The following is a 15487-nucleotide window of genomic DNA, read 5'->3' on the forward strand; positions in this document are numbered from 1 at the left end:
ATGTGTCCGATAACTCTTGATAGGCAAACAGATGGTTCAGGAAAAGACAGGGGAGCAGCGTTCCGGACAGGCCAGAGACGATATGTCCGAAGACCCGCGCGTGGCCCATACGAGATCATTGCTCCAGCATGCTCTTATGGGTTTGCTCGCATCGAGCAACTGGAACGAGATCACGGTTGCGGGTCTCTGCCGCCGGGCTGGGGTGGCGCGGTCGTCGTTCTACGAGCATTACCGCACCAAATCTGACTTGCTCGACCAGATCTTCGCCGACCTGATGATTACAATCCGCCCTAAACCAGGCCGGGATGAGACATTAGGCACTTTGGATTGGCTTGTCGCACACGTGGAAGATGCACCGGATTTCTTTGCCCGTGCGATGGCCGGCTACCGTGGCGATGCGCTACTGCCGCGCTTTCGCAATGCTTTGATCCGGCGGCTGTCGGACGAATTGACAGCGCGGGGTGTGTCGGCCGCAGAGATCAAAGCGCCCTATATAATCGGCGGATCGATGGCGTATCTCGCAGTTGTCAACAAAGCTGAAAGCCGAGACGTCATTCACGAAATGGCGGCCCGGATAATCGGATAGGTTTATTGGGTAAAGGCGCATCACGGACTTGCCCGCCCGACTGCTGACATTCGGCGTCCGCGCAGCATCGGTCAAACTGGGCTCAAACCCGCCGTTCGCCGCAATTTTCACGAAGGGCCGCTCGGCTCTCACCCTGCGGACGCAGCGCCGCGCTCGGGATCAGCAACCTGTCACAAAAGTCGGTTTTTCTTGGCAACCGCCCCCTAGCCCAGCCGCGCCACCAGATCGCGCATGAACTGGTGGCCCAGTTCGAACTGCGCCACGGTGATAAACTCGTTGGGCTGGTGCGCCTGTGCGATGTCGCCGGGGCCGCAGACCACCGCCGAATAGCCCGCCGCCTGAAACTGGCCCGCTTCGGTGCCATAGCTGACCACATGGCCGCCGTTGTCGCCGGTGATCTGGCGCACCATCATTTCCGCGGCACCGTTTTCTTCCGGCTTCAGCGGTGGCACGGCAAACCGTTCGCTGATCTCGACCCGCGCGTCGGGGTGCACGGTCTGCATCCGTGCCTCGATATTGCGCACGTGCTCGAGATAGCTTTCTTTCAGCGCCACAGGGTCATCCCCCGGCACCGCGCGGAAATCCATCGAGAACCGGCAATCCTTGGCGGTGATGTTGTGGGCAGTGCCGCCGCTGATCTGGCCCACGTGCCAGGTGGTCACGGGCGGATCGAACATGGCCCCCAGGGCCGTGGGCGGGTTGGCAAAGTTCTCGGCGTTGCGTTGGTTGGCAAAGTCGATGATTTTCGCGCCTTCAAGGATGGCGGAGACGCCGGTGTGCAGCAGCGACGAATGCACCTCGAATCCGATCACATGGGTGTCGAACCCCTGCCCGCCCTTGTGGCCGGTCACCGCTTGCAGCATCGACGGCTCGCCCACGATCACCAGTTCGCCCTTGGGCAGGACCGGCTGCATCGCCTCGATCATCGGTGGCGCGCCGGTACAGCCGATTTCCTCGTCAAAACTCAGCGCCAGTTGCAGCGGGCGTTTCACATCGGCGTAGTATGCCTCGACCAGCGCCCAGATCGCCAGCGCGTCAAAGCCTTTCATGTCGCAGGTGCCGCGCCCGTAATATTTGCCGTCGCGTTCGGTCACCGTCCACGGATCACTGTCCCACGGCTGGCCGTCGACCGGCACCACGTCGGTGTGCCCTGACAGCACGACGGCGCCTTCCTCCCATGGTCCCACGTGGGCGAACAACGCCGCCTTGTGCGGCTGGTCGGGATCGGGCCAGCGGTGGGCGGTGATGCCATGAGACCCCAGATACTCCTCGACCCAGTCGATCAGCGGCAGGTTGGTGTCACGCGACACGGTGGGAAAGCTGATGAGCATGGTCATCAGCTGCAAAGGCGTAAGGCGTTCGGGCATATCAGTATCCGCTATCGGTGGTCAGAACTTTGTGGCCGGGCGAAATCTCGCGGTATTCCGATGGTGCGGCGACATAATCAACAGGGTGAATGGGCGACGGGATCGGCTTGAAATTCAAGTCTTTTTCGTCTTTGCGCTGACGCGGATCGGCGATGGGCACCGCCTTCATCAACGCTTGGGTATAGGGGTGCTGGGGGTTCTCGAATACGGCACTGCGCGGCCCCATTTCCACGATGCGACCTAGGTACATCACGCCGACGTGGTGGCTGACCCGTTCGACCACGGCCATGTCGTGGCTGATGAACAGGAACGACAGGTCCATTTCTTCTTGCAGTTCCATCATCAGGTTCAGCACCTGTGCCTGCACCGACACGTCCAGCGCCGAAACCGCCTCGTCCGCGATGATCAGCTTGGGGTTCAGCGCAAGGGCGCGCGCGATGGCGACCCGTTGGCGTTGCCCGCCGGACAGTTCGTGCGGATAGCGGCGCATGAAACTGCGCGGCAGCTCGACGCGGTCGAACAGCATTTCGATACGCTTGCGGCCTTCGTCGCCCTTGAACATGCCATAGTTCTGCATCGGCTCGGCCACCTGGTCCGAAAGCTGCATCTGCGGGTTCAGCGACGCGAACGGGTCCTGAAAGATCATCTGCATGTCCAGCCGCGCGGTGCGCAGATCACGCTGGTTCAGGGCGATGATGTCCTTGTTGCCCAGCTTGACCGCGCCCGAGAGCGGCTCGACCAGACGCAGGATCGACCGGCCCGCCGTGGATTTGCCGCAGCCGGATTCGCCCACAAGGCTCAGGGTCTGGCCCTTGTTGATGGTGAACGACAGATCCTCGACCGCGTGGACGTTGGCGATCGTGCGGCGCAGCAGCCCGCCCTTGACCGCAAAGCGCGTGGTCAGGTTGCGCACGTCCAGCAGAACCTCGTTTTCTTCGCCGACAATCGGCTTGATCTCGCCCTGGTTGCGGCCCAGCAGCTTCATCGGTTCGGGGTATTGTTTGCCGGTCATCTCGCCCAGCTTGGGCACCGCGGCCAGCAGCGCCTTGGTATAGGGATGTTGGGGCGCCTCAAAAATATCGGCAACGGGGCCTTCCTCGACCTTCTTGCCGCGGAACATGACGACGACGCGGTCGGCCATTTGTGCCACCACGGCCATGTCATGCGTGATGAACATCACGGCAGTGCCGGTTTCGCGTTTCAGCCGGTCCATCAGCGCCAGAATCTCGGCCTGAATGGTCACGTCCAGCGCGGTCGTCGGTTCATCCGCGATCAGCAGGCGCGGTTCGCAGGCCAGCGCCATGGCGATCACCACGCGTTGGCGCATCCCGCCAGACAGCTCGTGCGGGTATTGGTGCAGGCGGCGTTCCGGTTCGGGGATGCGGACCTGACGCAAAAGCTCAAGCGCGCGGGCGGATGCCTGTTTTTTGGTCATTCCCTTGTGCAGCCGCAGCCCTTCGGTCAACTGGCGGCCCACGGTGAACACCGGATTAAGCGCCGTCATCGGTTCCTGAAAGATCATCCCGATCTCGTTGCCGCGAATCGTGCGCATCAGGCTTTGGTCGGCCTGCGCCAGATCCACGCTGTCATGATCCTTGCGGTCGAACATCAACTGCCCGCCCGCAATCCTGCCGCCGCCAAACTCGACAAGACGCATCAGGGACAGCGAAGACACCGATTTGCCCGACCCCGATTCGCCCACCACGCAGACGGTTTCGCCGGCGTTGATCGAAAACGACACGTCCTCGACGCCCAAAACCGGGCCGTCCTTGGTCTGGAATTCGACGCGCAATTCTCGGATATCGGCAATCGGCCCTTCGGCCCCATGGTCCAGCATATGTTTCCCCGGCTGTTTTGACCTGAACGCTACGGCCATTGTTCGGGCACTGTCAAACCTATCCCGACGAATGCACAATTATCGAGCATCACGAGGGTTGCTTTTTCCGCCAAGTCTGTTTCGATGTGGTCATTCGTCTGGGGGATGCGCTAAAATATCTGACGTAATCGCTTGGTTACGTTAGGGAAATTAATAACTCCCGCCGACGCGACACTGCGCGCACCCGCAAACGGGGCGTGCCAAAGGCACAGAAAACGTGTCCAACAAGGAGTATACTATGAAACTCAAGACCCTATTGCTTGGCGCGGCTGCCAGCGTTGCCCTCGCTCCGATGGCAATGGCTGCCGGCCACGAAGGCCCGCGCGGCCGCGATGGCGAGGTGAAAATCCTCTATTGGCAAGCGCCCTCGATTCTGAACCCGTTCCTGTCGGGCGGCACCAAGGACATCGAAGCGTCTTCGCTGGTCCTGGAACCTCTGGCCCGCTACAACGAAACCGGCGAAATGGTGCCCTTCCTTGCCGTCGAAGTGCCCACAGTTGCCAACGGTGGCGTGTCCGAAGATCTGACCACCATCACCTGGAAAATCAAAGAAGGCCTGATGTGGTCCGACGGCACGCCCGTCACCTCGGCCGACGTGAAGTTCACTGCCGAATACTGTATGCACCCCGAAGGCGGCTGTGCGCAGGGTGCGTTCTTTGACGGTGTCGAAACCGTCGAAGCGGTGGACGATCTGACCGTCAAGGTCACGTTCAACCAGCCCAAGCCGAACCCCTATGGCCCCTTTGTCGGCGGTCAGTCCCCAATCATTCAGGCCGCGCAGTTCGCTGACTGCCTGGGTGCCAAGGCGCCCGAGTGCACCGAAGCCAACTATAACCCCATCGGCACCGGTCCATTCACCGTCGCAGACTTCAAACCGAACGACGTGATCCAGTACGAAGCCAACGAAAACTACCGCGAAGAAGGCAAGCCCGCCTTTGCCAAGGTCACCCTGAAAGGTGGCGGCGACGCGAACTCGGCCGGTCGTGCGGTTCTGGAAACAGGCGAATTCGACTATGCCTGGAACCTGCAACTGGCGCCCGACGTCATCGCCAAGATGGAAGCCGCCGGTTACGGCAAGGCCATCAACGGCTTTGGTCCGCTGCTTGAGCGGATCGAGATGAACCTGACCAACCCCTCCCCCGATCTGCCGGCCGAAACACGGTCGACCGTGGCGGAACCCCACCCGATCCTGAGCGATGTGAAGGTGCGCAAGGCGCTGTCGATGGCCATCGACCGCGAACTGCTGACCGAAGTGGGCTATGGCAAGGCCGGTGCGCCGACCTGTAACCTCGTGCCCGCCCCCGCGATCTATGCCTCGGACAACACCGACTGTCTGACGCAGGACATCGAAGGCGCCAAGGCGCTGCTGGAAGAAGCCGGCTGGACCGACAGCGATGGTGACGGCGTGCGCGAAAAGGACGGCATGAAGCTGTCGCTGCTGTACCAGACATCGACCAACGCCGTCCGTCAGGATTTCCAGGCGCTGATCAAGGATTGGTGGAGCCAGATCGGCGTTGAAACCGAACTGCGCAACCTTGACGGGTCCGTGTTCTTTGGGGGTGACCCCGGTTCGCCCGACACCTTCCAGAAGTTCTATGCAGACGTGGAAATGTACGCCAACACCTTCAACGGCACCGACCCCCAGCAGTATCTGGCGGCTTACCGTTGTGGCGGCGAACCCAAGCCATCCAGCCAGTGGCAGGGTGAAAACATCAACCGCTTCTGCGATCCGGCTTACGACGAGATGATCGACGAGCTGGCCCGCACCGGTGATCTGGATGCGCGCAGCGCGCTGGCCAAGAAGATGAACGACATGCTGACCAAGGACACGTACACCATCGTGCCGCTGGTCAACCGTGCGCGCGTCTCGGCACATGCCAATTCCTTGGGCGGTGTCGTGCTGAACGTCTGGGATTCCGAACTGTGGAATGTCGGCGACTGGTATCGCATCAAAGAATAATGCATAAAGTTGTTGTGTCCCCTTCTTCGGAAGGGGGCACAGCCTTTCGACCCTTGGGACGGGGTCGCAATAATCAAGACTGACGCACAAAGGCGCCACACACATGATAACCTTCGCAATCCGCCGGTTGATCCTGTCGATCCCGACGCTTTTGTTCATCAGCCTCGTGATCTTCCTTCTGCTGCAACTCGCCCCCGGTGACCCGATGGCGCAGGTGCCCCTGACGGTGCCGCCGGAAGTCAAAGAAAAGATGCGCATCGCCCTTGGGCTGGGTGAACCGCTGTATGTCCAATACTGGAAATGGATGGTTCAGTTTTTCTGGGTCGAGCCGATGGTCTTTATCGACTGGCTGACCCGTGACAGCACCCTGCTGGGCTGGCTGCCCGACACATCCTTTTACGATGGTCGCCTGCGCATGTTGTCCTGGCAGACCCGTGGCCCGGTGATGGATCTGGTGGTGCAATCCATGCCCCAGACGATCTGGGTGGTTGGCATGGCCTATATCGTGGGGGTGCTGATCGCGCTGCCCATCGGCATCTATTCGGCCTATCGCCACTATTCGATCTTTGACCAGACCGGCACATTCGTCACCATGATCGGCTTTTCGATCCCGCCGTTTTTCACCGGCCCGCTGCTGATCGTGATCTTTGCGGTGCAACTGGGCTGGTTGCCGTCGAACTATAACACCGTGCACGAAGTCACCAACTGGGAAACATTCGTCTACCAGCTGAAACAGATGGTGCTGCCGGTGATGGTGCTGGCGCTGCAAACCACGGCGCAGATCAGCCGTTACATGCGGTCCGCCATGCTGGACAACCTGGGCCAGGATTATGTGCGCACCGCCCGCGCCAAGGGCCTGCGCGAAGGCGTTGTGGTCATGGTGCACGTGCTGCGCAACTCGATGATCCCGGTGGTCACCGTGATCGCACTGGGCATCCCTGCGATCTTTGGCGGGGCGATCATCACCGAGAACGTGTTTGGCGTGAACGGCATCGGCTACCAGTTGCTGATTGCGCTGTTTGCCAATGACATCCCGACTGTGATGACGCTGACCTTTATCTTTGCCATCCTGATCGTCATGTTCAACCTGATCGCCGATATTCTGTACGGCGTGCTCGACCCGAGGATCCGCTATGACTGACCAACCCCTCGTGTCCGGTCCCGACCCCGAGATTGACGAACAAGCCTACGGCGCATTGCAGGACAAGGGCCCCATCGCCCCGCCCCGCAGCCAGTGGTATGACGTCTGGAACCAGTTCAAGCACCACAAAGGTGCAATGTTCGGCGGCTTTTTCCTGATCTTCATCACGCTGTTCGTGCTGATCGGTCCTTATATCTGGACGCTGGACGCACAAAAGCTGGACATTCGCGCCAAGGACATGCGCCCGATCTGGACGCTGATCTGGGACAGCGAGGCCAAGGCCGCGTGGGGCCATCCCTTTGGCACCGACCAGTTGGGCCGCGACCTGCTGGCCAGCATGATCAAGGGCGGCCGCGCGTCGATGGCGGTCGGCTGGGCGGCGATGATCCTGGCGCTGGTGATCGGCACATTTGTCGGCGTGGTGGCGGGCTATTTCCGCCGCGCCGATTTCTGGCTGATGCGCTTTACCGATCTGGTGCTGAGCCTGCCGATCCTGCCGCTGCTGCTGGTCGCCGTGACCCTGTTCCGCCAGCCCCTGCGCGCCAATTTCGGCCCCGAGACGGGCATGTTCATCCTGATCGTGGGCGTGGTCGGCATCACCTCGTGGATGCAGACGGCGCGGATCGTGCGGGGCGACATTCTGGCGCTGAAAGAACGCGAATTCATTCTGGCAGCGCGGTCCATCGGCACCAAGAATTCCAAGATCATCCGCCGCCACCTGCTGCCCAACGTGATCTCGCCGATCACCGTGTCGGCCACGCTGGGGCTGGCGACCGCGATCATCACCGAAAGCGCGCTGTCCTTCCTTGGCGTCGGCTTTCCGTCGGACTTCCCCACCTGGGGCAAGCTGCTGGCGGATGCGGTGCAGCGGATGGAGCAGTTCCCCGAGCGGGTCTTGTTGCCCGGCATCGCGATTTCACTGACGGTGCTGTCGGTGAACTACTTGGGTGACGGGTTGCGCGACGCGCTGGACCCGCGCATTCGCGGACGCTGAGCCGCCGCATCTTCTGTCACGCGCAACTGGCGGGCCACACGGGCCGCCAGATGCGGCACGGGCGGCGCATCTGGCAGCCTGCCGTAGTGGGTCAGCACCTGCCCCGCCAGCAGCGGATGCCCCCGCGCCAGCGCCGCCTTCACCAGCCCCTTGTGATAGCTGACCGCCCCCTTGCGCCGCATCAGGTGCGCGGCAAAGCCGTCATGCCCCTGCCCTTCTAACAGACCCCGCATCAGCCCGCCAAAGCCCCCCAGCGCCGCCAGATGATGCGGAATGCGGTGGCCCATGAACGGACAGCGCAGCACCGTCAGCCGTGTGTCGGGCAGACGCGCCACATGGGCCATGTCGGCGGCGTGATAGGGATCAACCAGCACCACGGCGCGGCCTGCAAGCCGCAGGCAACTTTGCGCATCCTGATAGCGCGGGTCTTCCCAGTCGCCGCGATGCTGCCCTTGGGAATAACGCTGCTCGAACGGGACACGCGCGCCGATCAGGGTCGACTGCGGGCTGATCGCCACCACCCGTGCGCCCGGCGCACTGGCGACAAAGGTGCAGGCCGCAAAGCCGCCCATCGAGGTGCCATAGAACACCACATCGTCAAAGCGCCGGTAAAACCCGCTGTCGCGCAAGCTGTCAAAGAAATCAAACACCGCACGCCGCCGATACCAGTCATTGCACGGCCCCGTCATCACCCCCAGATGCGACCAGCCCGCCGCCTGCGCCAGGTCCCACGCCCAAGGGATGCGCGGCGGCGGGGCCAGATGCGCGCCCACGGTGTCGAAACTGACCAGCAGCCGCGGGCCGCGCGGCACAAAGACGGCGCGGTGACCATGCAGCACCCGCATCCAGCCGCCTGCTGCCTGTGCCGTCCGCTGTGTTGCGCGGTAATACCAATGCTTGCTCATGCCGACGGAGTTAATCCACCGGCTTTGCCATCGGCTTAAACGATGCCCCGTCGACAGCGACTTTTCGCACGGGATTTTAGGCGCAGTTGTCGATCATTGTCGGCACACGCCCGGCCCTGGCAGGCCGCTTGATACCACACTCATCAGTCACCGGCTGTGCGGCGATCCTGGATGCCATCCCCTTAGGGTATGGCGACCAGACGACGGTACTTTGGCAACGGTCGGGTCAGATGCGCCTCGGCGCGTGGCAACGCCCGAGACACCAGCGAATGGTGACCTTGCTCAAGCGCTGCATTAAGCAGAATGCGGATGTATCCGGGTGTTTGATAACGCCCTGCCATCGCTGCCTTCCATTTCTCAGCGGTCAGCTCGTCATTCAGGGCAGCAACTGTCAGTTCTCGAATGCTGCCCATCATGTGAAGCAGGCGTGGCACCTTGTGTCCGAAGAAGGGCGCTCTGAAAAGCTGGAGATTGTCCGCAGGCAGCCGTTCAACCTGCGCCCGGTCCGGCGCGTGATAAGGATCGTAAAACACCGCAACACTGCGCGCCGTGCCCGCCCCCACCGCGCCGTCCACATAGCGACGGTCTTTATAGTCACCGCGTTCACGGCCATTGAGAAAGCGCTGCTCGAAAGGAGCCAAGTCGGGGCACAACGTGGTTTGCGGAACAAATGCAACCACCCGCGCGCCCGGTGCTGCCTGGGCAAAGCTAAGCGCCCCGCAGCCACCCATGGAAGATCCGTAGAACACGACATCCTCAAACTGTTCAAAGAAGCCCTGATCACGCAACCGGTCAAACAGGTCAAATAGATCCGGATGGCGGAACCAGTCGTTGCGACGCGACATACAGACCCCCAGATGCGAATGGCCCAGACTTTCGACAATGTTCCAGCCCCACGGATTACGCGGACCATGAGCATCGCGGCTGGTCATGTTGTCAAAGGTCACAACAAGACGGGGACCACGCCGCTTTAACGCGACAAAATGGCGATCAAGTTGTTCACACCAATCATCATTTCCCAGCGCGCGGGCGCACTGCTTGAATGCGTGCTTAATATTCATGCTGCCTCAAATTCGTTTTTTTCTTTTTGCCAATGTGCAACTTCAACCAAAAGGAGACGACCCTGTTGGGAGTAATTCCACCACCTCCGAGGGAAACTGTTCCCGAATTGCGACAGTCACATCAGATGAAAAGGCATATAAACATGCGCCTCAGGCTCTGGGTTCAGTCACCCAAAGCCGCAGCGACTATGTCACCAGATTTCAAAGGTTTGCGGTCGTGCAGCCCATAGTGATTCTATTTGCAAGCGATCCCACGACATTGAAACGAAGTGTCAGGGGCGCATGAGACCCAAGCGCCGCTTAGCAAATGTAGCTGAACTGGCAAAGGCATGACACCAGTCTATTCCACATGCCGCTTGATCCGGCGCAGCATCAGCCACACAGCCCCGATCACCGGCAGGGTGGCAGCGGCGGTGACCGTGCCCTTGCTGACCTCAAGCTGGTCGGCCAGCGGGTACAAAAGATACCCCACCAGCGACACCGCGTAATAGCTGATCGCCACCACCGACAGCCCCTCGACCGTGTGCTGCAACCGCAGTTGCAGATCCGAGCGGCGGTCCATGCTGGCCAATATCGCCTGGTTCTGCGCCGAGCGTTCCACATCGACCTGCGTGCGCAACAATTCCGACGCGCGAATGGCACGGGCCGACATGGCGTGCAGCCGTGCCTCGGTCGCCTTGACGGTGCGCATCGCAGGCTCGTACCGGCGCATCATGAACTCGGCAAAGCTTTGGCGTCCCATGAACCGCGCCTCGCGCAGCACCGCGATCCGTTCCGCCACCAGCGCGGCATAGGCCCCCGTCGCCGCAAACCGGTACGCCGATCGCGCCCCTTGCTGTTCCAGCGCCACCGACACATCCAGCAAGGCGTGCAGGGTTTCTTCGGTGCGGGCCTCGGGGCTGCGCATGGCACCGGTCAGGTCGTTCAGCTGGGTGTCCAGCGTGTTCAATGGCCCCGCCAGTTCGCGGGTCTTGGCAAAGCCCAGCAGCGACATGGATTTATAGGTCTCGATCTCGCACAGGCGCTGCACGATCCGCCCCACACGCCCCGGCCCCGTCGTGTCGCTGACGTAGACCGCGAACCGCAGGTGCCCCGCCGGATCAATGCGAAAATCCGATGCGATCACCGCCGAGCCATCCAGCACATCCGCCACCGCGATGCTTTCGGCGACCAGCCAGGCGTCCAGTTGCGGCAATATCCGCGCGTCCTCCGCAGGGCGCGGCATGATGCGGATCAACGCCGACGTCATGCAGACCCCCGACATGTCGTCCAGCCAGTGGCGCGGGAACACCTCGAACTCGGCCGGATCAAAGGCGCGGTCGCTCAGGCCCGTCTGGAACACGGTGTAGGTGACAAATTCGGTGTGCTGTTCCCATTTGATCGTATATTTGCCCATCGCCCCGAAATAATGTGTCGCCCCCGCATCGGGACGCGGCGCGCCGTAGTGGTCCAGCAATGCGGTCAACCGGTCATGGGCATCCGCGCGCGCGATGTCATCGGGGCTGTGCTTGATCGCCAGATAGGCCGCCATCGCCGGCGCAGTCAGCACCGGAAAGGGCCGCGCGTGCAGTTCCGACGTCAGGCGGTGGCGCAGGGGATGGTCGTTCAATGGCGGCATGGTCTGGCCCTGTCTGTGCTACTGGCCGACAGACATAGCGGGCGCTTGGTCAAAAAGATACAGAAAACTTAGCAATATCAAAGCATTACGGAATACATATGTATACCGGCCCCAAAATCCCAGCCGCAACTCAAAAAGGCAGGCCACCGTGGGCCTGCCTTTTCGCGTTGTTTATCAACAGGTTCAGTCGATCATCGGCAGCAGTTTGTCGATCGACGCCTTGGCGTCACCGTAGAACATCCGCGTGTTCTCCTTAAAGAACAGGGGGTTCTCGATGCCCGAATAGCCGGTGCCCTGACCGCGTTTGCTGACGAACACCTGCTTGGCCTTCCAGCATTCCAGAACCGGCATGCCGGCGATGGGGCTGTTGGGATCGTCCTGTGCCGCAGGGTTCACGATGTCGTTCGAGCCGATCACAATGGCGACGTCCGTATCGGGGAAGTCGTCGTTGATCTCGTCCATCTCCAGCACGATGTCATAGGGCACCTTGGCCTCGGCCAGCAGCACGTTCATGTGCCCCGGCAGACGCCCCGCAACGGGGTGAATGGCGAAACGCACGGTCTTGCCCGCCGCACGCAGCTTGCGCGTCAGCTCGGCCACGCCCTGCTGCGCCTGCGCCACCGCCATGCCGTAGCCGGGGATGATCACGATGCTGTCGGCTTCGTTCAGGGCCGCGGCCACGCCGTCCGCCTCGATCGCGACCTGTTCTCCCTCGACCTCCATCTGCGGACCCGATGTGCCGCCAAAGCCGCCCAGGATCACGCTGACGAACGACCGGTTCATCGCCTTGCACATGATGTAGGACAGGATCGCACCGGACGAGCCCACCAGCGCGCCGACCACGATCAGCAGGTCATTGCCCAGGCTGAAGCCGATGGCCGCCGCCGCCCAGCCGGAATAGCTGTTCAGCATCGACACAACCACGGGCATGTCGGCACCGCCGATGCCCATGATCAGGTGATAGCCGATGAACAGCGCCGCCAGCGTCATTAGGATCAGGGGCAAAAAGCCGCCCGTGTTGACGTACCAGATCAGGCAGATCAGCGACAAACCGGCCGCCGAGGCGTTCAGAAGGTGACCGCCGGGCAGCTTGGTCGCCGCCGAATTCACCCGGCCCGCCAGTTTGCCATAGGCAATGACCGATCCGGTAAAGGTGACCGCACCGATGAAGATGCCCAGGAACAGCTCGACCTGCAAAATGTTGATCTCGACCGCTTCTTTCTTGGCGATAAGCTGCCCGAAGGTGCCCAGCTCCTTGACCGTGCCGTCAGCGATTGCCGCCGCCACATTGCCAATCTCGAAGTGCGCCACAAAGCCGACGAAAACCGCCGCCAGACCCACCAGCGAGTGCATGGCAGCGACCAGTTCCGGCATCTGCGTCATCTGCACCTTGGTCGCCAGTTGATACCCGATGGCCCCGCCTGCCGCGATCAGCACAAGGGACAACAGCCAATAGCCCGCCCCCGGTCCGATCAGCGTGGCAAAGACCGCCAACGCCATGCCGGCAATGCCGTACCACACCGCGCGCTTGGCGCTTTCCTGTCCCGACAAACCGCCAAGGCTGAGGATGAAGAGGATGGCTGCGACCACATAGGCCGCTGTCGTAAATCCAAAATCCATTGTCTAAGCCCCTTTAAGATTTCTGGAACATGGCGAGCATACGCCGTGTCACAAGGAAGCCGCCGAAGATGTTGATCCCGGTCATAAAGACCGAAATCGCCGCCAGAACGATGACAAGGAACGACCCCGACCCGATCTGCACCAAGGCGCCCAGAATGATGATCGACGAAATCGCGTTGGTCACCGCCATCAGCGGCGTGTGCAGGCTGTGCGCCACGCCCCAGATCACCTGGAACCCGACAAAGACCGACAAGACAAACACGATAAAGTGCTGCATGAAGCTGGCAGGTGCCACAAGGCCCACGGCCAGCAGCAACACCGCACCGACAACAAGCAGGGTCACCTGGCTTTTGGTCTGCGCCTTGAACGCGGCCACTTCGGCCTCGCGTTTTTCGGCAGGCGTCAGTTCCTTGACCGCTTCCTTTTTGGGGGCAGCCGCGATGGCTGCAACCTTGGGGGGCGGTGGCGGGAAGGTCACTTCTTTGGCGTGGGTCACGGTCGCGCCGCGGATCACGTCGTCTTCCATGTTGTGATTGATCACGCCGTCCTTGTCCGGCGTCAGGTCCGTCATCATGTGGCGGATGTTGGTCGCAAACAGGGTCGACGCCTGTGTGGCCATCCGGCTGGGGAAATCTGTGTAACCAACGATGGTCACGCCGTTTTCCGTAACGATCTTTTCGTCCTTGACGGTCAGCTTGCAGTTGCCGCCACGCTCGGCCGCAAGGTCCACGATGACCGACCCCGATTTCATGGCCGCAACCATGTCTTCGGTCCACAGCTCGGGCGCTTCGCGGTTGGGGATCAGCGCCGTGGTGATGACGATGTCCATTTCAGGGGCCAGCTCGCGGAACTTGGCCAACTGCGCCTCGCGGAATTCAGGGCTGGAGACAGATGCATACCCCCCCGAGGCCGAGCCGTCCTGCTGTTCTTCCTCAAAGTCCAGATAGACAAATTCGGCGCCCATGGATTCGATCTGTTCGGCCACTTCGGGGCGCACGTCGAATGCATAGGTGATCGCACCCAGCGATGTGGATGTACCTACGGCGGCCAGACCGGCGACACCCGCGCCCACAACCAGAACCTTGGCCGGAGGCACCTTGCCCGCCGCCGTGATCTGGCCGGTGAAAAAGCGGCCAAAGTTATTGCCCGCCTCGATCACCGCGCGGTAGCCCGCGATGTTGGCCATCGACGACAGCACGTCCATCTTCTGCGCACGGCTGATGCGCGGCACCATGTCCATCGCAATAACGGTGCTGCCCTTTTTGGCCGCGGTTTCAAGCAAATCGGCATTGGCACCGGGGTTGATCAGCGAAATCAGCGTCTGGCCATCGCGCAGACGTTTCACCTCGACCTCTTCGGGCGCGCGCACTTTGGCCACGACATCCGCTGCTTTCCAAAGGGCGGCTGCGGTTTTGGCAATCTCGACCCCTGCGGCTTCATAGTCGGCATCGGCAAAGCCGGCCTCGGCGCCGGCGCCGGTTTCGATTATGCACGCGTGCCCAAGCTTTTGCAGCATCAGCGCACTGTCGGGCGTCATTGCCACACGGCGTTCGCCGCTCAGTATTTCCTTTGGTGTTCCGATTTTCACCGCGCACCCCCCGTTTGATTCCATATCCGCCGCCCTGACGGCGGTTAACGACATCGTGACTAGCCTGCGACGTCCCCAGTTACAAGCATCTACGCTGCGGCGCAGAGCAATAAACGCAAAGGAAATACGCCGAACGCGCATCTTTCATGCGCGGTGACCTTGGGTCAGTTTATCCATCCGACGTGGTGCGTTGCGCAGAACCCGCCAAAGGCAATCATAGTTGGGATTCACCCATCGTTAACCTTGGGCCCTTAGGTTTGTGCCATGCCCCAGACCCCTTGCCCATTGGCCACCGACAGCACATTTTTCTGCACCGTCCGCCTACAGGACAGGCGGTCCGACCTGCTGGTGCGTGAAATGAACCGCCTGCGCAATGCCACGCGCACGGCCCTGACCGCCTGTCCTTTTCGGATCGACGACATCGTGGTGCTGCCCAATGCGATCCACACCATCTGGACCTTGCCTGCGGGCGACGCGGATGTGTCGCGCCGCTGGGGCCTGTTGAAAGCGCAATTCTCGCGCGGCCTGCCCGCACCGGCCCACCGCCATCCGGCATCGGTGCGCAACGGCGACAAGGGGATATGGCAACGCCGCTACTGGGCGCACCGGTTGACCGATCTGGAAGACATTGCCGCGCACCGCCACCTGATCTACTGCGCGCCGGTGCAGGTGGGGCTGGTCACCGATCCGCGCCACTGGCCGCACACGTCGTTGCACCGCGCGTTGCGGGCGGGCACGTGGACGGTGCCGCAAGCCAGCGCCGCCGCCTGA

The 15487-nt window shown here is 61.6% G+C and carries 12 protein-coding genes; 5 read left to right on the plus strand and 7 right to left on the minus strand.

Annotated features, from left to right (window positions below; all coding sequences use genetic code 11):
* The first annotated feature begins 31 nt into the window (after positions 1-31).
* Positions 32-586: a TetR/AcrR family transcriptional regulator gene (locus tag AAC077_RS06080; protein ID WP_339767561.1), complete on the plus strand. Its 555-nt coding sequence runs from the start codon at positions 32-34 to the stop codon at positions 584-586.
* A 203-nt stretch (positions 587-789) separates the two neighbouring features.
* Here the strand turns inward: AAC077_RS06080 and argE are convergent, their stop codons facing one another.
* On the minus strand, positions 790-1953 hold the full coding sequence (gene argE / locus AAC077_RS06085; protein WP_339767563.1) for an acetylornithine deacetylase: 1164 nt from the start codon (positions 1951-1953) through the stop codon (positions 790-792).
* Between the two features lies 1 nt (position 1954).
* Positions 1955-3790 (minus strand): ABC transporter ATP-binding protein, encoded by a 1836-nt coding sequence (locus AAC077_RS06090; protein WP_339767972.1) that lies wholly within the window; start codon positions 3788-3790, stop codon positions 1955-1957.
* 277 nt (positions 3791-4067) lie between these two features.
* Between AAC077_RS06090 and AAC077_RS06095 the strand changes: the two genes are divergently transcribed.
* The 3 genes from AAC077_RS06095 to AAC077_RS06105 all read left to right on the plus strand — a co-directional run bounded on the left by AAC077_RS06095 (position 4068) and on the right by AAC077_RS06105 (position 7924).
* Positions 4068-5789, plus strand: a complete 1722-nt coding sequence (locus AAC077_RS06095) for a peptide ABC transporter substrate-binding protein (RefSeq protein ID WP_339767565.1) — start codon at positions 4068-4070, stop codon at positions 5787-5789.
* A gap of 103 nt (positions 5790-5892) precedes the next feature.
* On the plus strand, positions 5893-6930 hold the full coding sequence (locus AAC077_RS06100; protein ID WP_339767567.1) for an ABC transporter permease: 1038 nt from the start codon (positions 5893-5895) through the stop codon (positions 6928-6930).
* A complete protein-coding gene (locus tag AAC077_RS06105; RefSeq protein WP_339767568.1) occupies positions 6923-7924 on the plus strand; it encodes an ABC transporter permease in 1002 nt (333 codons plus the stop codon). Before AAC077_RS06100 ends, AAC077_RS06105 begins: the two co-directional genes overlap by 8 nt.
* Here the strand turns inward: AAC077_RS06105 and AAC077_RS06110 are convergent.
* The 5 genes from AAC077_RS06110 to AAC077_RS06130 all read right to left on the minus strand — a co-directional run bounded on the left by AAC077_RS06110 (position 7870) and on the right by AAC077_RS06130 (position 14716).
* A complete protein-coding gene (locus tag AAC077_RS06110) occupies positions 7870-8829 on the minus strand; it encodes a hypothetical protein (RefSeq protein ID WP_339767570.1) in 960 nt (319 codons plus the stop codon). The two genes, AAC077_RS06105 and AAC077_RS06110, sit on opposite strands and share 55 nt — an antisense overlap.
* 182 nt (positions 8830-9011) lie before the next feature.
* Positions 9012-9890, minus strand: coding sequence for a hypothetical protein (locus AAC077_RS06115; protein ID WP_339767572.1), 879 nt, complete (start codon positions 9888-9890; stop codon positions 9012-9014).
* 340 nt (positions 9891-10230) lie between these two features.
* Positions 10231-11508: a DUF3422 domain-containing protein gene (locus AAC077_RS06120; RefSeq protein ID WP_339767575.1), complete on the minus strand. Its 1278-nt coding sequence runs from the start codon at positions 11506-11508 to the stop codon at positions 10231-10233.
* Between the two features lie 183 nt (positions 11509-11691).
* A complete protein-coding gene (locus AAC077_RS06125) occupies positions 11692-13128 on the minus strand; it encodes an NAD(P)(+) transhydrogenase (Re/Si-specific) subunit beta (RefSeq protein ID WP_339767577.1) in 1437 nt (478 codons plus the stop codon).
* Between the two features lie 13 nt (positions 13129-13141).
* Positions 13142-14716 (minus strand): Re/Si-specific NAD(P)(+) transhydrogenase subunit alpha, encoded by a 1575-nt coding sequence (locus tag AAC077_RS06130; RefSeq protein WP_339767579.1) that lies wholly within the window; start codon positions 14714-14716, stop codon positions 13142-13144.
* 264 nt (positions 14717-14980) lie between these two features.
* Here AAC077_RS06130 and AAC077_RS06135 point away from each other — a divergent pair, with 264 nt between their 5' ends.
* Positions 14981-15487, plus strand: coding sequence for a transposase (locus AAC077_RS06135; protein WP_339767581.1), 507 nt, complete (start codon positions 14981-14983; stop codon positions 15485-15487).

The sequence above is a fragment of the uncultured Pseudosulfitobacter sp. genome, from assembly GCF_963976325.1.
In the GTDB taxonomy this organism is placed as follows: Bacteria; Pseudomonadota; Alphaproteobacteria; order Rhodobacterales; family Rhodobacteraceae; genus Pseudosulfitobacter.